Here is a 21,909-nt window from a genome sequence, read left to right on the forward strand (position 1 = left end):
TTTTTTGACTCAAAAAAAATCCCGCCAAGGCGGGATTTTTTGTAGCCGGGTGTTTTAGAACGCGCCCATGTAATCGCGCTTGCCCACTTCTACACCGTTGTGACGCAGCAAGGCGTAGGTGGTGGTGACGTGGAAGAAGAACTGCGGCAGGCCGTAGCTCAGCAGGTAAGCCTGGCCGCTGAAGCGCTTCTCTTTCGGCGTGCCTGGACGGGTGACGATCTCGATGCCTTCCTTGCCATCGATCTGCTCAGGCTTGATCTCGCCGATGTAAGCCAGAACTTTGGTGATCAATGCTTGCAGCTCGGCGAAGGTGGTTTCGGTGTCTTCGTATTTCGGTACTTCGATCTCGGCCAGACGAGAAGAAACACCCTTGGCAAAATCAACGGCGATCTGCACCTGACGCACCAGGGGGAACATGTCAGGGTACAGACGGGCTTGCAGGAACGCGTTCGGGTCGATGTTCTTGGCGGTGGCGTGGGCTTCAGCCTTGTTCAGGACATCGCTCAGGGCGTTGAGCATTTGTTGGAAAACCGGGACGGAAGCGGCGTACAAAGAAATGGTCATGGCAGTCTCGTGTTGTGGCGGGTGTGAAAACGTGGAGCGATTATAGCCATGCTTGATGACCGGGCGGCTTGCCTTTTGTTTCGCAAGGATTAGGCTAGGCGGCTTCGACTGCACGCTTCGACAGCAAAGGGAAAAGCGCGAATGAGCACTGAGCAAGAGACGACCTTCGACGAGCCGCGCCTCAACAGCGCGGAAATCCGCATTCTGGGCTCCTTGATCGAGAAACAGGCCACCAGCCCGGAAACCTATCCGCTGACCCTCAATGCGCTGGTCATCGCCTGCAACCAGAAAACCAGCCGCGAACCGGTGATGAACCTCACCCAGGGCCAGGTCGGCCAGAGCCTGCGTGCCCTCGAAGGGCGCGGGTTTACCCGACTGGTGATGGGCAGCCGTGCCGATCGCTGGGAACACAAGGTGGACAAGGCGCTGGAGCTGGTGCCGGCCCAGGTGATCTTGACCGGGCTGTTGTTTTTGCGCGGCCCGCAAACGGTCAATGAACTGCTGACCCGCAGCGGCCGCATGCATGAGTTCGAAGATGCCGAGCAGGTGGTGCATCAGCTGGAACGCTTGATCGCTCGCGGTTTGGCGCTGTTGATTCCGCGTCAGGCGGGGCAGCGTGAAGACCGTTATATGCATGCATTGGGCGATCCGGCGGATATCGAAGTGATCCTCGCGGCCCGGCAGAACCCGGTGGAACGTGGCGCTGGCAGCGGCGTATCGGTGGAGCGGATCGAAGAGCTGGAAGCGCGGATTGCCGCACTGGAAGAACGACTGGCACGCCTCGAATAATGAGGCTGTTCGTAGCAGCTGCCGAGCCCGCGAGGCTGCGCTCGAGGACGAAGTCCTCGCAAATCCTGCGCTCGCGGTCTACCTGAAATGACCGTGGAGCCTGATTTTACGACTGCTCCGCAGCCGAACGCAGCCTCGCGGGCTCGGCAGCTGCTACAAAAAAATGGATCGATCGGGAATATTACTCGCCGTTCCAGTAGTCGATCCCGTCGGCCTGTCTGGCCACGGCGACGAAACCTGAAGTGTTGCCTTCAGCGTCGACCTTGAAATCATCCATCACCACGTACTTGCCTGAATCCGGGTACTCACAAATCTCCGGTGATTGCTGGGTGCTGACCGCCAAATAACGCAATTCGGCGTTGCTGCTATTGATGATCTGATGCGCCATTTCAGGACCGCCCGGCGGGCAGGCGATCACGTCACCGGCGCGGATCGGGAAGCGCTCGGCGCCGAGGCGGACCTCGCCTTCCCCGGCGACGACGTAAAACATCTCCTCATTGACCCGATGGCTATGAAACGGACTGCCACGCATCCCCGGCTCCAGCGCATACAAACGATAACCGAGCTTCTGCGCGCCCAGTTGCTGGCCGATGCGGGCCATGCGTTGTTGATAGCGGTCGGCGGTGTCGCCCTCCGGGGCCACCGCTTCAGGCAGCGGCAACAGCTCGGCCTGATCCAGATTAAGAATGGCAGGATGCATGGAGACCTCGATCACGGTGATGTGGGTGGCAAGTCTTTGCTTGCTGATGGCCAGTATAGAACCGGCCCAATGCAAAAGATCGCAGCCTTCGGCAGCTGCTACATGGATTGTGTACACCCTGTAGGAGCCGCCGGAGGCTGCGATCTTTTGACTTTTAGCCGTAATCAGCTCCGGGCAAACGCCACCGCCGCCTGGAACTGCTCAGCCGTCGGCCGCACACCGGTATAAAGCACAAACTGCTCCAGTGCCTGGATCGCAATCACTTCCAGCCCGGTAATCACCCGCTTGCCTTCGGCCCGACCGCGCACGATCAGCGGTGTTTCCGAGGGGATAGCTACTACATCGAATACAGTCTCTGCAGACTTGATCACCTCAGCGTCGAATGCCAGCTGATCGGCCTCCGGCCCGCCAGTCATGCCGATTGGCGTGACGTTGATCAGCATCTGCGGGCGCCTGGCGCCCAGTTCGGCTTGCCATTCATAGCCCAGCGACTCGGCCAAAGCCCGCCCGGCGCGCTCGTTTCGGGCCACGATCAAACCGTTTGCGTAACCGCCATCGCGCAAGGCACTGGCCACCGCTTTAGCCATGCCGCCGCTGCCGCGCAGGGCAAAGCTTGAGTCCTTGGGCACCTGGTGGGTTTCGAGTAATTGGGCGATGGCGATGTAATCGGTGTTGTAGGCCTTGAGGTGGCCATCGGTATTGACGATGGTGTTGATCGACTGAATGGCCGCGGCGGAGGCGTCCAGTTCATCGACCAGCGCGATACAGGCTTCCTTGAACGGCATCGACACGCCGCAACCGCGAATGCCCAAGGCGCGGATGCCACCGACCGCGCCGGTCAGGTCCTTACTGCTGAAGGCCTTGTAGTAAAAATTCAGCCCCAACTGTTCGTACAGATGATTGTGAAATCGCAGGCCAAAGTTCCCGGGGCGCCCTGAGAGCGACATGCACAGCTGGGTGTCTTTGTTGGGGTTCATCTGCATGAAACTTCTCCTTCCAATGTACTTTCGGATAGACGGGATTAGCCATGCCATCCTGTTCTGTTCGATCATAAGGCCTGTCTGCACGGGGCTTTGCAGGACCGTAAGGAAGCCGGTACAGACCTTACACAAAATTTACCTAACGGCCGTGCTGTTTTTCAAAAAAGCGCTGTCTTAGAAGTATCCCCGCGACAATCCTTGGGTCTATTGCAGATTCAAGCGCCGGGTCGAAGAACCGAGGAATTATCATGATCCGTAAAATCCCCACAGTAGCCTTGTTGATTGGTGTACTGGCTGTCGCAGGACAGGCAGAGGCCCATGGCGGTGGCGGTTGGCAAGGTCCAGCGGTGTTTGGTGCTATCGTTGGCTCGGCCATCGTCGGCTCGGCCCTCATCAACGCCAATCGGCCCGTCTATGTAGAGCAGGCGCCGGTTTACGTTCAGCCACAACCGGTTTACGTACAACAACCGCCACCACCGGTTTACTACCAGCCGGCCCCGGTGTACGTGCAGCAACCGGTCTACTACCGCCCGGCGCCGGTTTATTACGGCCCACCACGCGGCTATTACGGCCGTCCCCATGGTTACTATGGTGGCCCACGCTACTAACTGACTTATCAGGCCCCGCCTTAAAAGCGGGGCCTTTTTTATGCCCGCCACTCGGGCGAAGTCTGAATAAATCTCGTCAAGGTCGCTGTCGGGACAGTGTCGGCGGGTAAAGTAGGCAAGATTGACTGGACCGCCCTACCCTTACTTTGGGAAAAACGGTCATATTTATGTCATGACAGGTCCGCACAGTTGGAGCTGTCCGTAAACAACAGGTTGATAAAAACAAGGACGACCTCATGCCCACGCAAAACCCGCACCGCAATGTCGGCTTGTGCACATCCAGTAAGGTGTACAACGCATTGACCGAACTCAAGCACCTGGAAGGCCATCGCAGCGCCAAGTTTCTTTCGCTGCTGGCCGAAAACCTGGTACGTAAAGGCCTGCTCAACGAGCAGGAAGTCGTGCATATGCTCGATCTGGTCGTGGATTGACCGCCACACTCGCTGGCGTCAATGACCACTATCGAGAACGTTGATTATCCGTCGAACCGCTTGGTCCGTAAGGTAGCCCCCATAGATTGATGGAGGTACTTATGTCCCAGGTTCAGATCATGTCCGTTATCGGCAGCGCCGTTCCCGCATCACTCAGAGAGCTGGGATTGCTCGCCTGTTGGTATGTGATGCGCGACGGCGAACCGGTCAGCGGCCCGCTCACCTCGCTTCCCGCTGCCCAGGCCCTTTCGCAACGCATCGGCACCGTCCAGCTCATCGCCTAAGGTAGCTGCACCCGCGGTTTGGTTTCGACGAAGATCGCCCAGCTCGACATGAAGAGCGCGGCAATCAACGGCCCGATCACAAACCCGTTCAGACCGAAGACGGCCATGCCACCCAAGGTCGAGATCAGGATCATGTAATCGGGCATGCGAGTGTCTTTGCCCACCAGGATCGGCCGCAGCACGTTGTCCACCAGGCCAATCACAAACACCCCGAACAGCCCCAGCACCACGCCCTGCCAGATCGACCCGCTGAGCAGGAAGTACAAGGCCACCGGCGCCCAGACAATCCCCGCCCCGACCGCTGGCAACAACGACAGAAACGCCATCAACACCGCCCAGAGCAGCACACTGGGGATGTCCAGAAACCAGAAAATCAAACCACCCAACGCACCCTGCGTGATGGCCACCAGCAGGTTGCCTTTGACGGTGGCCCGCACCACGCGATTAAACTTGAGCTGCAAGCGGCGTTTCTGTTGTTCCTGCAACGGCACGGCGGTGCGGACTTTGCGCGCCAGCTCGGCACCGTCCCGCAGAAAGAAGAACAACAGGTACAGCATGATGAAAAAGCTGACGATAAACTCGAATGTCCCTTGGCCCACACTGAACACCTGCGTGGCAACGAATTGATTGCCCTGCATCGCGCCCTTGACGATTTTGTCCTGCACCCCCTTCAACTCACCCACGCCGAACCGATCAAGCAAATGCTGCAAATACGGCGGCAAGCCATGCTTGAACTGCGACACATACCCCGCGATATCCAGCTCACCGCTTTCGATGCGGTTGTACAACGACGTGCCCTCCTGAACCAGCAAGACGCTGATGATGATCACCGGCAAAATCGCGATCACCAGACAGATGCTCAACGTGCAGAGGGAGGTCACGTTGCGCTGCCAGCCGAACTTCAATTGCATCCGCCGCTGCAAGGGCGCGAAGACGATACCGAGGATCACGGCCCAGAACACCGCACCGTAAAACGGCAAGAGAATCCAAATAAAGGCGAGGGTCACTACCAGCAGTAATACGAGCAGCGATCTGTTTTGTAGCGTGATTTCTTTCATGTCCAATCCATGTCAGTGCGCAAAGGGACGCCTGCTCTTGTATTGAAGAGCCGTCCTGATGCTTAGTCCGCCACGGTTCGCGCGAGTGCCATCCGTTTATTCATCAAGCATAGATCCAGATCAGTAAACCCTTGGCGCAAGCCGCTTACCCTGCCGGGCTTTTGCGGTCGACCTCCTCATGCCCCTCATCGCCCCTGAACTGCTCGCCCCCGCCGGCACCCTGAAAAACATGCGTTATGCCTTCGCCTACGGTGCCGATGCGGTGTACGCCGGGCAGCCGCGCTACAGCCTGCGGGTGCGCAATAACGAATTCGACCACGCCAACCTCGCCCTCGGCATCCGCGAAGCCCAGGCGCAAGGCAAGCGCTTTTACGTGGTGGTGAACATCGCGCCGCACAACGCCAAACTCAAAACGTTTTTGAAAGACCTCGAACCGGTGATCGCCATGGCGCCGGACGCGCTGATCATGTCCGACCCTGGCCTGATCATGCTGGTACGCCGGCACTACCCGCAGATGCCGATACACCTGTCGGTGCAGGCCAATACGGTGAACTGGGCGAGTGTCGAGTTCTGGCAGCAACAGGGCTTGAGCCGGATCATCCTCTCGCGCGAATTGTCACTGGAAGAAATCGCCGAGATCCGCCAGCAAGTGCCCGCCATGGAGCTGGAAGTGTTCGTTCACGGTGCGTTGTGCATGGCCTATTCCGGCCGCTGCCTGCTGTCGGGCTACATGAACAAGCGCGACGCCAACCAGGGCAGCTGCACCAATGCCTGTCGCTGGAAGTATTCGGCACAAGCGGCCACGGAAAATCAGCTCGGCGAGATCGTCCAGCAGTTCCAGCCTGAGCCGACCCTGGGCATTGGCGCACCGACCGATCAGGTATTCCTGTTGCAGGAAGCCAATCGCCCGGACGAACTGATGCCGGCGTTCGAAGACGAACACGGCACCTACATCATGAACGCCAAGGACCTGCGCGCTGTGCAGCACGTCGAACGCCTGACGCAGATGGGCGTGCACTCATTAAAGATCGAAGGCCGAACCAAGTCCCACTTCTACTGTGCGCGCACCACCCAGGTGTATCGTCGGGCCATCGACGATGCGGCGGCGGGTCGGCCGTTCAACCGCAGTCTCATGACCGACCTGGAATCCCTGGCCCAGCGTGGCTACACCGAAGGCTTCCTGCGTCGGCATGTGCACGACGAATACCAGAACTACCAGAACGGCAGCTCGGTGTCGGAGCGCCAACAGTTTGTCGGGGAATTGACCGGTGAGCGGCGCGATCGACTGGCGGAAGTAAAGGTCAAGAACCGCTTTGGCCTGGGCGATCACATGGAGCTGATGACGCCCAAGGGCAACTTTCACTTTGACTTGCATCAGTTGCAGAACGTCCGCGGCGAGCCCATCGAGGTGGCGCCGGGGGATGGGCACACGGTGTATGTGCCGATCCCGGATGCGGTGGATTTACGGTTTGGATTGTTGATGCGCGATATCAGCGGGAGCTGAAGCGCTTCAAACAACTCAAAACCCTGTAAGGGCAGGCTAGGCGAACTCTTCGCGCAACATCCCCACAAACGCCTCCCGCGCCGGGTGAACCCCGGCGTTTTCATGCCAGTAGAACAAATTCTCCACCGCCGTCAGTTCGGGGAACTCATAACCCGCGCAACCGGCGCCTTTGGCGTACTGATCAAACACCCCTTTCGGCACCAGCGCCACCCCGGCCCCGGCACTGACACAACCAACAATCGCCCCATAACTGGCCAGGCTGACAATCGGCAACGCCTGCCCTTGGCGCAGCAACCAATGCTCCAGCGCCGCGCGATACGGACAGCCCGGCGGCCACATGAACACGGTTTTGTCCTGCAAATCGGCAATATCGCGTACCGGCCCCAGCGACGTCGAAGCAATCAGCAGCAGGTCTTCGCGGTACATCGGCGTGCGCTTGAGTTGTGAGCGCTCGACATCGACTGCGACGATCGCGCCGTCGAGACGGTGATTGGCGGTGTCGTCGAGCAATTGGCTCCAGGTGCCGGTGGTCAGTTCCAGGGCCACGCCGGGATAACGTTTGTGGAACTTGGCCAGCAACCGCGGCAAGCGCCCGGTGGCCGAGGATTCAATGGCGCCGATGCGCAACGGCCCGGACGGCTCGGCGGACGGGTCCACGGCACGTTTGGCTTCAGCCGTCAGCGCCAGAATCTTCGAGGCGTACACCAGAAAGGTTTGTCCCGACGGGCTGATTCGCAAGCCCCTGCCCTCGCGCAGGAACAGCGCCACTCCCAATTCGGCCTCCAGCGCTTTGATCCGCGCCGTGATATTCGACGGCACGCAGTGCAACAGCTCGGCCGCCCGGGCGATGCTGCCGACGTCGGCGACGGTCTTGAACATGCGAATCTGCGCCAGCTCCATAATGCTCACCAAAAGTGATGTATTGACGCAGTATAAGTCAGTTGTGGCGAATGGTTGGTGTTCTGATACTGGGCGCATCAACCTACAGGTACCTGACCATGCCGCGACTTTCGCCCGCCCTCAAAATCTTCCTCGCCATGGCGTTTGTTGTGGTGTGCTGGGGTTACTCTCCGACCGGCATCCACATTGGCCTGCAGGCGTACGAGCCCGGCCATCTGGCGCTGCTGCGGTTTCTGGTGGCGTCGGTGTTCATGGCGATGGTCGCGGTATGGCGAGGTATCAGCCTGCCAAAAATCCGCGATCTGCCGTTCTTGATTACCCTCGGTTTCTTTGCCGTGAGCCTGCACCATGTGTTGTTGAATTTCGGTCAGCAAGGCGTCAGTGCCGGGGCCTCCAGCGTATTGGCGCAATCGACGCCGTTGTTCAGCACGCTGCTGGCGCGGTTTGTGTTCAAGGATCGGGTGAGCGTCTGGCGTTGGGGTTGTGTGTTGCTGGGGCTGATTGGCGTGGTGATTGTGGTGGCCGGCGATAAAGGGTTAGGCAGCATTGATGCGCACGGCTTGCTGATCTTGCTGGCGGCGGTGTCTTGGAGTGTTTACTTCGCCCTGCAAAAGCACCACACCGGTCGTTATGACGGTTTGACGCTGACCTGCTATTCGGTGTGGTCCGGGACCGTGCTGTTGCTGGTTTATCTGCCGGGGTTGGCGGATCAGGTCGCGAAGGCGCCCGTCGATGTGCAGATGGCAGTGATTGGATTGGGCGTTTTTCCGAGCGCCCTGGCGTACCTGGCCTGGGCGTTTGTGCTGGCGCATGTGGATTTGAGTCGTGCGGCGATGACGCTGTATCTGGTGCCGCCGACGGCGATGGCGATTGCCTCGGTTGCATTGGGGGAACGGCCGGCGTTGATGGTGATCGTTGGTGCGGTGGTGGTATTGATCAGTGTGCTGGCGTTGAATCTTGAGCGCAGGCCGGCGGTGGTTCGCGTGATGGAGGTCTAAAGGAACCCCTGGCGCTCCGGGTACTTGTAGCAGCTGGCGAAGCCTGCGTTCGGCTGCGAAGCAGTCGTGAGATCAGCCGGCGCGGTGCTTCAGACAGACCGAGTGCTCAGGTTTTACGACTGCTTCGCAGCCGAACGCAGGCTTCGCCAGCTGCTACAAGTTACATTGCGGCTGGCTGACTGCATTCGGCATTTGGCTCATCTACCGCAGGTCATCCGATAGCGGTGTCTCTTCATCCGCTGCGGGTACATCTTCATCGGCAGCCGGGTCCTTCCAGTCTTCAGGACGATCAGCATCAGTCAAGGTCGGGTCTCGCGAAGGGTCCAAGCCGGATGGCGCATCCTGGTCCAGCGTCGGTTCGTCCGTGCCGGGCATGGGTCTGGTCGGGTCGGTATTGGGTGTTGCGCCCTGGAACATCGAATCGTTAGCCATGATGCACCTCACTGATGAGGTCCAGTAAATCTGGGCCGTACAGATTGGAAGCGGGGCGCAGGATCGGCGTGCTATCGACTAGACCAACGGTTGTCAGCCCTGGGCCAGAAACCGGTCGCGACTGTTGGTCAGGTGCAGCCACATCGCCGCTCGCGCCGCATCCGGGTCCTGGCGCTTAATGGCATTGAGGATCGCCTCGTGTTCCTGATTGGCCAATTGCCCGAGCTTGCTCAAATCCGTCGCACCGCGCTCGGCCGCATTGACCCGTGTCCGCGGGATCATCGCACCGCCCAGGTGCTGCATGATTTCGCTGAAGCACACATTGCCGGTGGCCTCGGCGATCAACAAATGAAAACGCTTGTCGGCATCCACGCAGCTGTCGTTGTTGGCCAGCAGGCGCTGATAGTCATCCAGCGCCTCGCGCATGTGCGCCAGTTGTTGTTCGCTGCGGCGGGTTGCAGCCAGGGCGGCGGCCTGGGTTTCCAGGCCCATGCGCAACTCCAGAATGCTGCGCACCCCTAGCGCAGTGTCGACGTTCAGCCGCAGTCCCTGCTCCGCCACGCGCTCAATCACAAACGTGCCGATGCCGTGCCGAGTCTCCACCAGCCCCGAGGCCTGCAACTTCGAGATCGCCTCGCGCACCACCGTGCGGCTGACGCCGTGCTCCTGAACAATCGTGTTTTCCGACGGCAGCTTGTCCCCCGGCAGCATCTGGCCGAGCAGGATGCTCTGGGTCAGTTTGGCCACCAGGTCATGGGCAAGGTTGTGGCTGCGCTTGCGGGCAGGTGCGTCGAGGTCTTCTTGCATGGCGATCATCCGAAAAGCAGGGCTATCGCGATCGTAGCACCGGTCACTGCAAAAAACAGCGGCCAACTTGTATGACAACACTCAAGAAAACCGTTGTAAACGCCTATAAAATCACTAAATCCAATCAAATAAAGAATAACAAACTGCCCTGCAAGCGCGATTTCACTGGATAACACCTCTTGCGCGACGAAAAACCGTAGTTGTATGATGTCTATCAACATCGCAGCACTCAGCCACACCCCGCATAAAAATAATCAGTGGGAGAAACGCAAGTGAATACATCCATATCCGGGATGAACGATGGCACCGATTCGGTCCTCAAGTCCGCCATCTCGAAAGTCAAACGTCATGTCCTGCCGCTGTTCGTGATCATGTTCATCGTCAACTACATTGACCGCGTGAACATCGGCTTCGTCCGCGCCCACATGGAGCAGGACCTGGGCATTGGCGCTGCCGCCTACGGCCTCGGTGCCGGCCTGTTCTTCATCGGTTACGCGCTGTTCGAAGTCCCTTCCAACATGCTTCTGCAAAAAGTCGGCGCGCGCATCTGGCTGACCCGCATCATGCTGACCTGGGGCCTGGTCGCCGCCGGCATGGCGTTCATCCAGAACGAAACCCACTTCTATATCCTGCGCTTTCTCTTGGGCGTGGCCGAAGCCGGTTTTTTCCCAGGGGTGATCTACTACTTCACTCGTTGGCTGCCAGGGGTCGAACGCGGCAAGGCGATTGCGATCTTCCTCAGCGGCTCGGCGATTGCGTCGCTGATCTCCGGTCCACTGTCCGGGATGCTCCTGCAAATCAACGGCCTGGGCCTGCACGGCTGGCAATGGATGTACTTCATTGAAGGCATGTTCTCGGTTGGCCTGTGCGTATTCGTCTGGTTCTGGCTTGACTCCAAACCCCACGACGCCAAGTGGCTGAGCCGCGAAGAACAGGACGCGCTGGTCAAGGCCATCGACGATGAACAACTGGCTCGCGAAGCCGCCACGCCGATCAAACCGTCGCTGGGCAAACTGCTCAAGGATCGCCAGATCATTCTGTTCTGCCTGATCTACTTCTTCATTCAGCTGACCATTTACGCCGCGACCTTCTGGCTGCCGAGCATCATCAAGAAGATGGGCGACCTCAGCGATATTCAGGTCGGGCTGTTCAACTCGATCCCATGGCTGCTGTCGATTGTCGGCATGTACGCCTTCGCCGCGTTCTCGGCCAAATGGAAACACCAACAAGCCTGGGTCGCTGCGGCGCTGCTGATTGCGGCCGCCGGGATGTTCATGTCCACCACCGGTGGACCGATCTTCGCCTTTGTAGCGATCTGCTTTGCGGCACTGGGTTTCAAATCGGCATCGTCGTTGTTCTGGCCGATTCCCCAGGCGTACCTGGATGCACGAATCGCTGCGGGTGTGATCGCGTTGATCAACTCTGTGGGCAACCTTGGTGGTTTCGTCGCGCCGACGACCTTCGGCCTGCTGGAAGAACACACCGGTTCGATTCAGGGCGGGCTTTATGGCTTGGCTGCAACCTCGATCATCGCCGCGATCATCGTCTTCTCTGCGCGCAATACGCCCAAACCAGCACCCGCCGTCGTCGGCCAAGCCACTTCCAGCCACGCCTGAATCTTAGTTTTCAAGGACAATAAAAATGAATGCACAAGACACTGCCAAAGCGCCGATCATCACTAGCATGCAGGTGGTTCCGGTGGCCGGCCACGACGGCATGCTGCTCAACCTGAGCGGCGCCCACGGGCCGTTTTTCACCCGCAACATCGTGATCCTCACCGACAACGCCGGGCACACTGGTGTCGGTGAAGTGCCGGGCGGCGAGCGTATTCGTCAGACCCTGGAAGATGCGCGTTCGCTGGTGGTCGGCAGCCCGATCGGCACCTACCAGAAGATCCTCAATCAAGTGCGCCAGACTTTCGCCGACCGCGATGCCGGTGGCCGTGGCCTGCAAACCTTCGACCTGCGCATCACCATTCACGCGGTCACCGGGCTGGAAGCCGCCCTGCTCGATTTGCTCGGCCAGCATCTGGACGTGCCGGTTGCCGCACTGCTCGGCGAAGGTCAGCAGCGTGATGAAGTAAAGATGCTCGGTTATCTGTTTTATGTGGGTGACCGCAACGAAACCGACCTCGCTTACCGCAGCGAAGCCGATGCCGACAACGACTGGTTCCGCGTCCGTCACGAGAAAGCCATGAGCGCCGACGCTGTGGTGCGCCTGGCCGAGGCCGCCCACGCGCGTTATGGCTTCAAGGACTTCAAGCTCAAGGGCGGCGTACTCAGCGGCGATGAAGAAATCGAAGCGGTTACCGCCCTGGCCGAACGCTTCCCGGATGCGCGCATCACCCTCGACCCGAATGGCGCCTGGTCACTGAAAGAAGCGATCCGCCTGTGCCGCGATCAGCATCATGTGCTGGCCTATGCCGAAGACCCGTGCGGTGCCGAAAACGGTTACTCCGGTCGTGAGGTCATGGCTGAATTTCGCCGCGCCACCGGCCTGAAAACTGCGACCAACATGATCGCTACCGACTGGCGGGAAATGGGTCACGCGATCCAGCTGCAATCGGTGGACATTCCGCTGGCCGACCCACACTTCTGGACCATGCAGGGTTCGGTGCGCGTGGCGCAGATGTGCCATGAATGGGGCCTGACCTGGGGCTCGCACTCCAACAACCATTTCGACATTTCCCTGGCCATGTTCACCCACGTCGCGGCGGCTGCGCCGGGTGAAATTACCGCCATCGACACCCACTGGATCTGGCAGGACGGCCAGCGTTTGACCAAGGCACCACTGCAGATTGTCGGCGGTTGCGTGCAAGTGCCGAAGAAGCCTGGGCTCGGCGTGGAACTGGACCTGGATCAACTGGCCAAGGCCCATGAATTGTATAAAGGCATGGGGTTGGGTGCGCGGGATGACAGCGTGGCGATGCAGTTCCTGATTCCGGGCTGGAAATTCGATAATAAGCGGCCGTGCCTGGTGCGCTAATCCCCGAGAACACCGCACCGCTCCTAAGGGGACTTATGGGCGGCTTGCAGTAACCACGCCTTGAACGCCGCCATGGCTGAGGTTTCCGGACGCGACTGCAAGCGGGTCAACCAGTAGCTGCCGGTGGTGATGTGAATGGCGAATGGTTGCTCGATGGCACCCGCCGCCAGTTGCCGGGCGAACATCAGTGGCGGCGCCAACGCCACCCCCGCACCTTGCAGCGCCGCCTCCATCATCGCCAACGACGAGTCGAAGACGATGCTCTGGGGCACTGCGGCGTGGGTCGAGAGGCCGGAAGCGGCGAACCAGTCCGGCCATTCATCGGTGCGATAAGAACGCAGCAGGGTTTGCCCAGACACATCGGCCGGCTCACGCAGTTGCCGGGCAATCTGGGGCACACACAACACCGACAGCGGCGCCTCGATCAGCCGCACCGCTTCAATCCCATGCCACGCCCCCGCACCGAAACGGATCGCGTAATCCAGCCCCTCAGCCGCCACATCCACCCGGTTGTTATTGGTCGACAGGCGCAAATCTATGAACGGATGTTTCCCCTGGAAGTCCGCCAGTCGCGGCAACAGCCAACCCACCGCAAACGTCCCCACAGCGCCCACCGTCAACACTTCCCGGTAATGTCCGCCTTCCAGTCGTTCGAGGGTTTCGGCTATTTGATCAAAGGATTCACGCAACACCGGCAACAGGGTTTCACCCTCGCTGGTCAGCATCAGGCCACGGGGCAGGCGTTTGAACAGGGTTACGTTAAGCTGCGCCTCAAGGCTCTTGACCTGATGACTCACCGCCGCCTGGGTGACGCACAACTCCACCGCAGCCCGAGTGAAGCTCAAATGGCGCGCCGAGGCTTCGAAGGCGCGCAGTGCGTTCAACGGTAATTGAGGCCGGATCATGCCCACTCCCAAATTTTTCTAATGGCTCGTGCGAATTATCATCGGTTGTCGATCAGCGGCAGACTGCCTAGATTTGCCACGCCGTTGACCGGGAAGTCTACCGGTCAGCCGCCTCAATTCGCAGGGAATAGAAGCAATGACGAACATAATCAACACAACCAAACGGACTGTTTTCGGGGCTTGCGTCGCATTGCTCAGCGCTGGCCCATGCCTGGCGCAGGGTCAGACCGATCAGCAGGTTCAAAGCGTTGTCGATGCCGCCATTAAACCCGTGATGCAAGCCCAAGGCGTTCCCGGCATGGCCGTGGCCGTCACCGTCAACGGCAAGCCACATTACTTTAACTACGGCGTCGCCGACAAAGAAAACGCCAAAGCGGTCACAGAAAACACCTTGTTTGAAATCGGCTCGGTGAGCAAAACCTTCACCGCCACCCTCGGCGGCTACGCTTACGCAACGGGCAAACTGTCCCTGACGGACAAGGCCAGCAAGGTCCTGCCAGATTTGCGCGGCAGTGCATTCGATAACGTCAGCGTGCTGCAACTGGGCACCTACACTGCCGGTGGTTTGCCGTTGCAGTTTCCTGTTGCCGCGGATCATGCGGACAAGATGCTCGGCTATTTCAAGCAGTGGAAACCGGTGTATGCGGCGGGCACGCAGCGGCAATATTCGAACCCCAGCATCGGGTTGTTCGGTTACTTGGCCGCTCATCAGCTAGGCATGCCGTTTGATGAGGCCATGGCGAAAACCTTGCTACCCAAACTCGGGCTGACACACACCTTCCTGCGGGTACCGCAGGATCAGATGAGCGTTTACGCCCAAGGCTACGACAAGAATGACAAACCCGTGCGGGTCGAGCCGGGGGCGCTGGATTCAGAGGCCTACGGCGTGAAAACCAGTGCGGCGGACATGATTCGCTACGTTCAGGCGAACCTGAAACCGACGTCACTGGAAAAACCGTTGCAGCAAGCCATCGCCACGACTCACACCGGTTACTACACCGTTGGCGACATGACTCAGGGCCTGGGCTGGGAGCGCTACACCTACCCGATCACTCTCGACAAATTGCTGGAGGGCAACTCGACGCCAATGGCGATGCAAGCGCATAAAGTGCAATGGCTGAACCCGCCGCAACCCGAGCCGAAAAGCGTGTTGCTCAACAAAACCGGTTCGACCGGTGGCTTCGGTACTTACGTGGCGTTTGTGCCCGCCAAAGACATCGGCATCGTGATCCTGGCCAACAAAAACTTCCCGATTCCGGAGCGGATCAAGGCGGCGCACCAGATTTTGAGCGCGTTGGCCGAGTAATCCCGCCTGGCTACAGGTGAAGAACCGGCATAAAAAATGGGCGACCCATTGAGGTCGCCCATTTTCGTCAGGGTCTTTCCACCGCACCCTTTTTGCGCTCCAGGCAAGCCAGCGCACTGGCCGCCAGACACAACGCGGCTACCGTATACACCCACTCCGACGGCGCCACTGGCAATAGAAACCCGGCCAACAACGGCCCCACGCCCGCCCCGATATCCCGCCACACCGCATTCCCCGCCAGCGCCCGCACCCGTCCGCTATCGGGATGACGTTGCGCGATGACGGTCACCACCAACGGCAGTTGCAACGCGCGCAACACCAGCACCAACGCCCCGCCGACCACCAGCCAGTGAAAGCCAAAGCCGATCAGCGCCATCGACGTCAGCAATGAGAAGACGATCAGCATCCGCGTCGCCCCCCAGCGCTGGGCCGCCATCCCGCCCAAGGGGCTGAGCAACAGCTCCGAGACATACCGCAACGCCAGCAGCGTCCCGGCGACCACCACAGCGTTGCCTGCCAGCAGGTGTTGCGCCAGCAACGAGAGGCCGATGATGAACAGTCCATCGAGGGTCAGCCCTTCAATAAACGACCACATCGCGACACTGTCGGGACGCTTGAAGCGGCGGGTCGACGCCGACATCGGATGCGGCGTCGACGGCAAACCCAACGCCAGCCACATCGCGATCAACGAGGTGGCGAACATCAGGAAAAAAATCACCCGCGGCCCATACGCCACGCTCAGCAGTGCCCCCAACGGCAACGCCAGCATCGGCCCCGCCGCAATCACCGCCCGCGAACGCCCGGTGCGACGCGCAGCGCCCAAGGGCTCAGCAGTCGCCATGACCTGCGTCGACAAATTCAGCGCGGCATAGGACAAACCCCAGCCCAGGCGCAACAGCAACAACCACCAAAATCCCGACAAGGTCGCGTAGCCCAATGCGCACAACGCGGCAGTCCCGGTGGCCAGCAACAACGCCGGGCGATCACCCTGGCGGGTATAAAACTCCATGACGTAGCGATAGCCGAAAATCCGCACCAACCGATTCGCCGCCAGCAAAATGCCCGCTTCAGCCAGGCTGATGCCAAACGCCTGCGGCTGCATCGGCAACAGCAGGTACAACAAGACGTCGCCAGGTAGACACAGGGCCAATACAGATGCGGCTCGGGCGGAGTGTTTGTCGGCGGTTTTTTCTGACATGGGGGCGGAAGGCCTTGGTAGAAATCGGCGGCCCCTCAGACTGGCGTGAAGAGATGCCGCTGACAAACTTTTTAACAACAAATGATCGGCCCCACCAATGTCGGGACAGGATGGAAAGTTGGGCGATCTTCTCTTGAACTAGGCTAACCGCCACGCAGTCCTCCCTCTTACCTCCCCTTCAAGAGCGCGATCCCCATGAACATCGATCTATCCAACAAAACTGCCCTGGTCACCGGGTCCACCCAAGGCATCGGTTTCGCCATCGCCAAAGGCCTGGCCCAGGCTGGCGCCGAGGTGGTAATCAACGGCCGCAAGCAGGACGCCGTGGATGCCGCCGTCACCCAACTCAAGCACCTGCTTCCATCAGCCAAGGTGCGGGGTGTCGCGGCCGATGTCGGCACCGCCGAGGGTTGCAAGGCAATGGTCGCCGCCCTGCCCCAAGTCGATATCCTGGTGAATAACGTTGGGATCTACGGCCCGCAGGATTTCTTCGAAACCGAAGACGACGTCTGGGAAAAATTCTTTGAAGTCAATGTGATGTCCGGTGTGAGGCTGTCCCGTGCCTACCTGCAAGACATGGCGAAGAACGGCTGGGGCCGGGTGGTATTCATTTCCTCGGAGTCGGCGCTGAACATCCCGGCGGACATGATTCATTACGGGTTTACCAAGACGTCCAACCTGTCGATTTCCCGGGGTCTGGCCAAGCGCATGGCCGGCACCGGGGTGACAGTGAATGCGATTCTGCCGGGGCCGACGCTGTCCGAGGGACTGCAGGATATGCTCAAGGACGAACAGCAGAAGTCCGGCGAGTCGATTGAAAAAGTGGCCGCCGACTTTGTCATGGCCAATCGTCCGACGTCGATTATTCAGCGGGCGGCGAACATGGAGGAAGTGGCCAACATGGTGGTTTATGTGGCTTCGCCGCAGGCATCGGCCACCACCGGTGCGGCCTTGCGAGTGGACGGTGGCGTCGTGGACACCCTCGCCTGACCGGACCCACACTCCCTGTGGCGAACCCCCTCGCCACAGACGGTGGCGGCGCCAGCTACTGATTTTCGCAAATGCCCCAGCGTTTCGCGCAATCGCTGCGCGCCCGCCCCTATCGCCCCGCCACGCAAACCGCGTAGGATCGCCCCCTTTTTTACCGTCCTCGCCACGCATCAGGCCCTCTGAGCCGTTTCTCAGCTCCGGGGCTATGCTGAATCTGGGCACGAGGGCTGACCGATGAAAGTATTACTGGTCGATGATCACGCAGTGGTGCGCATGGCAATCGGGATGATTCTGGCCCGTGAGGGCCATGAGATTGTCGGCGAATGCGACAACGGCGTGGATGCCCTGAGCAAGGCGTTCGAGCTCAAGCCGGACGCGATTGTGCTGGACCTGGACATCCCGCAGCTCGACGGCATGGCAGTGATCGACCGCTTGCGTATCGGCGGCAGCAAGGCCCATGTGTTGATCCACACCGGCCTGAAAAGTCAGGCCTATGCGGCGCAATGCATGCGGGCCGGTGCCTCGGCCTTTTTGTCGAAAGTCGACGACCCGGGAGAAATCGTCACAGCCCTTAAGGCCGTCGCCAGTGGCAAAACCTGGTTCCCCATCGGCACGTTCGCCTCGGTACGCCAAAGCGATTTCGCCCAGAACGATGCACAGTTGCTGAGCGCCATTACCCGTCGCGAACTCAAGGTGTTGCATGGCCTGGCCTTGGGTAAAAGCAACAAGCAGATTGCCGACGACATGCTGCTGAGCAACAAGACCGTCAGCACTTACAAAACCCGGCTGATGCAAAAGCTCAGCGCCTCCACGTTGCTGGAACTGATCGAATTCGCCAAACGCAACCATCTGGTCTGAACCATGATCCGTCGAATCCTGTTAGGCGTGCTGATGCTGACGTCGCTGATAGCGTCTGCCGAACCGCTGACGCTGCTCAGCCGCGCCTCCAACAGCAGCGTGACGCCCACACTCAGCGCCTCGCAACGGCAATGGCTGGCCAACAAAAGCGTGGTCAATGTCGGTATCTACCTGCCCGACCGACCGCCGCTGGACATGACATCCAACCAAAAAGACTACGAAGGCCTGTCCGCCGACTACCTCGATGTGTTGGCTCGTGGGCTGGGCGTACGCTTGCAAGTCAATCGCTATCCGACCCAGCAACAGGCGCTGGCCGCCCTGCAACAAGGGGAGGTCGATCTGGTGCCGCGCATCAATCACCTCGAACCGATCCACAGCGATATTGTGCTCAGTGCGCCGTATGCCTACGACCAAGCGGTGTTGATCAGCCGCTTTGGCACCCACTGGCCCAACGACAAATTGCCCCCCGGCACCACTGTGCTGTTTGACTCGGACTGGATTCAACAGGAACGCGTGACCACGCTGTTTCCCGACCGACCGGTGGAACCGGTGCTGTCCACCGAACAAGGCCTGGGTCGGGTGGCCTATGGCGAAAACAGGGTGTTGTTGACCGATGCAATTTCGGCGCAATACCTGCTGGAACGCAGCTACCAGCAAAGCCTGAAACAAACGATCCAACGCGATTCCGAAGGGCTTGGCTTCAGTTTCGCGCTGCGGCGCCAGGACCCTCAACTGCAAACCTTACTCAACAGCACCCTGGCGAAAATCTCCCTCCAGGAGCATGCCGTCATCGCCCGCCGCTGGGGCATCGGCGCCAATCCAAAACTGGGTTACAGCCGCTTGCAACTGACCGACGCCGAACAGCAATGGATCAAGGCCCATCCAGAGATCGAAGTGCTGGCCAACGATCTCTATTCGCCGTTCAGTTTTTTCAATGCCGATGGTCAACTGCGGGGAATGGCCGCCGATCTTTTGGAGATGATCAACGATCGCACCGGCCTGGTGTTTCGCCCGACCCAAATGACCTCGGTCGACGCCATGGCCAGCCGCGTCCAGCGCGACCCGGTCAGCCTGATCGGCGCACTGACCTACAGCGTCCAGCGTGATGAAAGCCTGGCGTTTACCCGCCCCTATGCGGTCAACCCGTTTGTGCTGGTGACCCGTACACAGCCCGAGCATGCCGGCCTGGTCAGCCTCAAAGGTCAGTCAGTGGCACTGGTCAAGGGCTCGGCCGCGGCTAACTGGCTCGAACGCGAGTGGCCGAGCATTCGACCGGTGGAAGTCGACACCCCGATTGAAACCTACGAACTGCTTGCCGAAGGCCAGGTCGATGGCGTGATCCAGCCACAATTGGGCGCGGCCTACCTGATCGACCGGTTTTTCCGAGGCCGGCTGCAAATCGATTCGGTGATTGGCTCGCAGCCCGCGCTGATCGGTTTTGCCACCGGGCAGCAGAACAGCGAACTGATCTCGATCCTCAACAAGGCCCTGCTGGACATCCCGCCGGACGAGTTCAGCGACCTGGCCAACCGCTGGCAAAGCCCACAGGAAAGCCCGGCCGGCTGGAACGCCTACAAGGACTGGTTCTACCGTGCCGTGGCCGGAGCGCTCGTGGTGCTGATGGGCGTTCTGGCGTGGAACCTCGGCCTGCGCCGGCAAATCGCCGAGCGCCTGAAAGCTCAGAAAGCCTTGAACGACCAATTGGTGTTCATGAAAGTGCTGGTCGACGGCACGCCCAACCCGATCTACGTGCGCGACCGCATAGGCCGGCTGCTGACCTGCAACCGCGCGTACTTGCAAACCATGGACGTCGAGCTTGAGCAAGTGCTGAACAAGGGGTTGATCGAAGCCGACATCATGGCCCTCGACGCCACCCATAGTTACAAGCGCATCCACCGCGCCACCCTTGAAAGTGGAGAACCGTCGTTCGACAACTTCGACCTGACGATCAAGGACAAGACCTACCATATCTACCACTGGGCCCTGCCCTACCGCGATTCCGACGGCACCATGACCGGGGTCATCGGTGGCTGGATCGACCTGACCGAGCAACAAAACCTGCAACATGCACTGCACCAGGCCAAGGACCTGGCCGAAGCCGCCAACCGTGGCAAAAGCCACTTCCTGGCCGTGATGAGCCATGAGATCCGCACGCCCATGAGCGCGCTGATCGGTGTGCTGGAACTGATGCGCGACACACGCCCCGACAGCGAGTTGATCGAGATTGCGCAGAAGTCGGCCAGCGGCATGATGGAGTTGATCGGCGAGATTCTCGACCTGTCGAAAATCGAGTCCGGCAAGTTCGAACTGCGCACCGGCGCCTGCCATCCCGAGCGGCTGGTGAGCACGGTGATCGAGGGTTTCGCCAGCCTCGCCCGGCAAAAAAACGTGGTGCTGGAATTCGTCAACCATGGCACGGACATCGCCGTTGCGCTGGACTCCCTGCGCGTGCGGCAGATTGTGTCGAACCTGATCAGCAACGGGATCAAGTTCACCCCTGAGGGCACGGTGAGTGTTGAATTGACGCTGGTGCCCGATGACGATCTCGTCCATTTGCGCCTGAGTGTTTGCGACACCGGTATTGGTATGGACGAACAGCAGCGCCAGCGCCTGTTCCAGCCCTACACGCAATTCGAGGCCAGCGACACCGAATTGCAGATCGGCACCGGCCTTGGCCTTGCGATCTGTCAGCAATTGACCGAGTTGATGGGCGGCCGTTTGACCTGCGTGAGCGAGCCGGGACAAGGGTCGTGTTTCACCTTGACCCTGGACGTTGCCATGCTGCAGGACGACGAGGCCGTGCCGTCATTTGACACACAAAATCTGCCGCCCCTGCCCGCGCGCAACGTCTTGATCGTCGAGGACCATGAGTTCAACCGGGTGGTGTTACAGCGTCAATTAGAGTCGTTGGGCATGCGGGTCACCTGCGCTGAGAACGGCCTGGAAGGGTTACGCATGTGGGCTCTGGAAGACTTCGACTATGTGTTGACCGACTGCAATATGCCGCAGATGAACGGCGATCAGATGACCCGTCAGTTGCGGGCGCTGGAAGCCAGCGAAGGACGCCCGCCCGCCCATGTGCTGGGCCTGACTGCCAATGCCCAGCCCCAGGAAATCCAGCGCTGCCTTGAGGCAGGCATGAACGACTGCCTGTTCAAACCGGTGACGCGCAGTGTGCTGGAACACTATCTGTGCGAGGTCGAAGCGGCGCGTCTTTGCAATGGGTGCTGCTTCGATATTGCCAAAGTCCATGACATCACCGCAGGCGACGCGGTGATGACCCGGCAGTTGCTGGACACGGTGCTGCGCACCAATCAGGAAGACTTCGATGCCCTGCAAGATTTGTATAGCGCCGGTGACTACAGCGGTGTGGGCCGGCGCTGTCACAAGATCCTCGGCAGTGCACGAATCATTCATGCGACGGCGCTGATCAGCGCTTGCGAGCAGTTGGAACACAGCTGCCAGGCGAACGCCGAGGGCCATGATTCGGGCCCTTTGCTCGACGTCTTCGTGACGCAAATGAATCGCCTGCAACAGCACATCCGCGCCAGTATTCAAGGCTGACCGCGTAGGACGTTTCCTACAAAAAAATCGGAACCCGCTGCGTTACCC

21 protein-coding genes are annotated in these 21,909 nt (G+C 59.8%); 12 read left to right on the forward strand and 9 right to left on the reverse strand.

What is annotated here, in order from left to right:
* Positions 1 to 54: 54 nt before the first annotated feature.
* Entirely contained in the window at positions 55 to 564 is a 510-nt protein-coding gene (locus tag ACA071_RS20730) for a DUF1993 domain-containing protein (protein WP_497640866.1), read from the reverse strand.
* 141 nt (positions 565 to 705) lie between these two features.
* Here ACA071_RS20730 and ACA071_RS20735 point away from each other — a divergent pair, with 141 nt between their 5' ends.
* Positions 706 to 1,353: a YceH family protein gene (locus tag ACA071_RS20735; protein WP_497640867.1), complete on the forward strand. Its 648-nt coding sequence runs from the start codon at positions 706 to 708 to the stop codon at positions 1,351 to 1,353.
* Between the two features lie 181 nt (positions 1,354 to 1,534).
* On the opposite strand, the gene ACA071_RS20740 is transcribed toward ACA071_RS20735, so the two are convergent.
* Together ACA071_RS20740 and ACA071_RS20745 are read right to left on the reverse strand one after the other, a co-directional pair.
* Positions 1,535 to 2,053, reverse strand: coding sequence for a cupin domain-containing protein (locus ACA071_RS20740; protein WP_497640868.1), 519 nt, complete (start codon positions 2,051 to 2,053; stop codon positions 1,535 to 1,537).
* A 164-nt stretch (positions 2,054 to 2,217) separates the two neighbouring features.
* Positions 2,218 to 3,036, reverse strand: coding sequence for a shikimate 5-dehydrogenase (locus ACA071_RS20745; RefSeq protein ID WP_497640869.1), 819 nt, complete (start codon positions 3,034 to 3,036; stop codon positions 2,218 to 2,220).
* 245 nt (positions 3,037 to 3,281) lie between these two features.
* Between ACA071_RS20745 and ACA071_RS20750 the strand changes: the two genes are divergently transcribed.
* From ACA071_RS20750 to ACA071_RS20760, 3 genes are all read left to right on the forward strand, one after another.
* Positions 3,282 to 3,641, forward strand: a complete 360-nt coding sequence (locus ACA071_RS20750) for a hypothetical protein (RefSeq protein ID WP_149662255.1) — start codon at positions 3,282 to 3,284, stop codon at positions 3,639 to 3,641.
* Positions 3,642 to 3,877: 236 nt separating this feature from the next.
* Positions 3,878 to 4,072 carry a hypothetical protein gene (locus ACA071_RS20755; RefSeq protein WP_123409983.1) on the forward strand — a complete coding sequence of 65 codons (195 nt, stop codon included), beginning with the start codon at positions 3,878 to 3,880 and terminating at the stop codon, positions 4,070 to 4,072.
* Positions 4,073 to 4,173: 101 nt separating this feature from the next.
* Positions 4,174 to 4,356 (forward strand): hypothetical protein, encoded by a 183-nt coding sequence (locus ACA071_RS20760; RefSeq protein ID WP_497640870.1) that lies wholly within the window; start codon positions 4,174 to 4,176, stop codon positions 4,354 to 4,356.
* On the opposite strand, the gene ACA071_RS20765 is transcribed toward ACA071_RS20760, so the two are convergent.
* Positions 4,353 to 5,414 carry an AI-2E family transporter gene (locus ACA071_RS20765; RefSeq protein WP_497640871.1) on the reverse strand — a complete coding sequence of 354 codons (1,062 nt, stop codon included), beginning with the start codon at positions 5,412 to 5,414 and terminating at the stop codon, positions 4,353 to 4,355. The two genes, ACA071_RS20760 and ACA071_RS20765, sit on opposite strands and share 4 nt — an antisense overlap.
* A gap of 178 nt (positions 5,415 to 5,592) precedes the next feature.
* Between ACA071_RS20765 and trhP the strand changes: the two genes are divergently transcribed.
* Positions 5,593 to 6,918 carry a prephenate-dependent tRNA uridine(34) hydroxylase TrhP gene (trhP, locus tag ACA071_RS20770; protein ID WP_497640872.1) on the forward strand — a complete coding sequence of 442 codons (1,326 nt, stop codon included), beginning with the start codon at positions 5,593 to 5,595 and terminating at the stop codon, positions 6,916 to 6,918.
* A gap of 36 nt (positions 6,919 to 6,954) precedes the next feature.
* Here the strand turns inward: trhP and ACA071_RS20775 are convergent, their stop codons facing one another.
* Positions 6,955 to 7,818: a LysR family transcriptional regulator gene (locus ACA071_RS20775; protein ID WP_497640873.1), complete on the reverse strand. Its 864-nt coding sequence runs from the start codon at positions 7,816 to 7,818 to the stop codon at positions 6,955 to 6,957.
* A gap of 98 nt (positions 7,819 to 7,916) precedes the next feature.
* Between ACA071_RS20775 and ACA071_RS20780 the strand changes: the two genes are divergently transcribed.
* Positions 7,917 to 8,816 (forward strand): DMT family transporter, encoded by a 900-nt coding sequence (locus tag ACA071_RS20780; protein WP_497640874.1) that lies wholly within the window; start codon positions 7,917 to 7,919, stop codon positions 8,814 to 8,816.
* Positions 8,817 to 9,017: 201 nt separating this feature from the next.
* Here the strand turns inward: ACA071_RS20780 and ACA071_RS20785 are convergent, their stop codons facing one another.
* The gene (locus ACA071_RS20785; protein ID WP_497640875.1) at positions 9,018 to 9,248 is read right to left on the reverse strand and encodes a hypothetical protein; all 231 of its coding nucleotides are present in this window, start codon (positions 9,246 to 9,248) and stop codon (positions 9,018 to 9,020) included.
* 93 nt (positions 9,249 to 9,341) lie between these two features.
* Positions 9,342 to 10,055: a FadR/GntR family transcriptional regulator gene (locus tag ACA071_RS20790; RefSeq protein WP_497640876.1), complete on the reverse strand. Its 714-nt coding sequence runs from the start codon at positions 10,053 to 10,055 to the stop codon at positions 9,342 to 9,344.
* Positions 10,056 to 10,327: 272 nt separating this feature from the next.
* Between ACA071_RS20790 and ACA071_RS20795 the strand changes: the two genes are divergently transcribed.
* A complete protein-coding gene (locus ACA071_RS20795; protein WP_497640877.1) occupies positions 10,328 to 11,671 on the forward strand; it encodes an MFS transporter in 1,344 nt (447 codons plus the stop codon).
* A gap of 25 nt (positions 11,672 to 11,696) precedes the next feature.
* A complete protein-coding gene (gudD, locus tag ACA071_RS20800) occupies positions 11,697 to 13,040 on the forward strand; it encodes a glucarate dehydratase (protein ID WP_497640878.1) in 1,344 nt (447 codons plus the stop codon).
* Positions 13,041 to 13,063: 23 nt separating this feature from the next.
* On the opposite strand, the gene ACA071_RS20805 is transcribed toward gudD, so the two are convergent.
* Positions 13,064 to 13,945: a LysR family transcriptional regulator gene (locus tag ACA071_RS20805; protein WP_497640879.1), complete on the reverse strand. Its 882-nt coding sequence runs from the start codon at positions 13,943 to 13,945 to the stop codon at positions 13,064 to 13,066.
* A 136-nt stretch (positions 13,946 to 14,081) separates the two neighbouring features.
* On the opposite strand from ACA071_RS20805, the gene ampC reads away from it, so the two are divergent.
* Positions 14,082 to 15,251, forward strand: a complete 1,170-nt coding sequence (ampC, locus tag ACA071_RS20810) for a class C beta-lactamase (RefSeq protein ID WP_497640880.1) — start codon at positions 14,082 to 14,084, stop codon at positions 15,249 to 15,251.
* 67 nt (positions 15,252 to 15,318) lie between these two features.
* Here ampC and ACA071_RS20815 read toward each other — a convergent pair whose 3' ends face one another.
* A complete protein-coding gene (locus tag ACA071_RS20815; RefSeq protein ID WP_497640881.1) occupies positions 15,319 to 16,449 on the reverse strand; it encodes an MFS transporter in 1,131 nt (376 codons plus the stop codon).
* Positions 16,450 to 16,644: 195 nt separating this feature from the next.
* Here ACA071_RS20815 and ACA071_RS20820 point away from each other — a divergent pair, with 195 nt between their 5' ends.
* The 3 genes from ACA071_RS20820 (at position 16,645) to ACA071_RS20830 (ending at position 21,861) form a co-directional block, all read left to right on the forward strand.
* On the forward strand, positions 16,645 to 17,439 hold the full coding sequence (locus ACA071_RS20820; protein WP_497640882.1) for an SDR family NAD(P)-dependent oxidoreductase: 795 nt from the start codon (positions 16,645 to 16,647) through the stop codon (positions 17,437 to 17,439).
* Positions 17,440 to 17,673: 234 nt separating this feature from the next.
* Entirely contained in the window at positions 17,674 to 18,297 is a 624-nt protein-coding gene (locus ACA071_RS20825; protein ID WP_497640883.1) for a response regulator, read from the forward strand.
* Positions 18,298 to 18,300: 3 nt separating this feature from the next.
* A complete protein-coding gene (locus tag ACA071_RS20830) occupies positions 18,301 to 21,861 on the forward strand; it encodes an ATP-binding protein (protein ID WP_497640884.1) in 3,561 nt (1,186 codons plus the stop codon).
* Positions 21,862 to 21,909: the final 48 nt, after the last annotated feature.

This window comes from Pseudomonas sp. LBUM1646, from assembly GCF_059716165.1.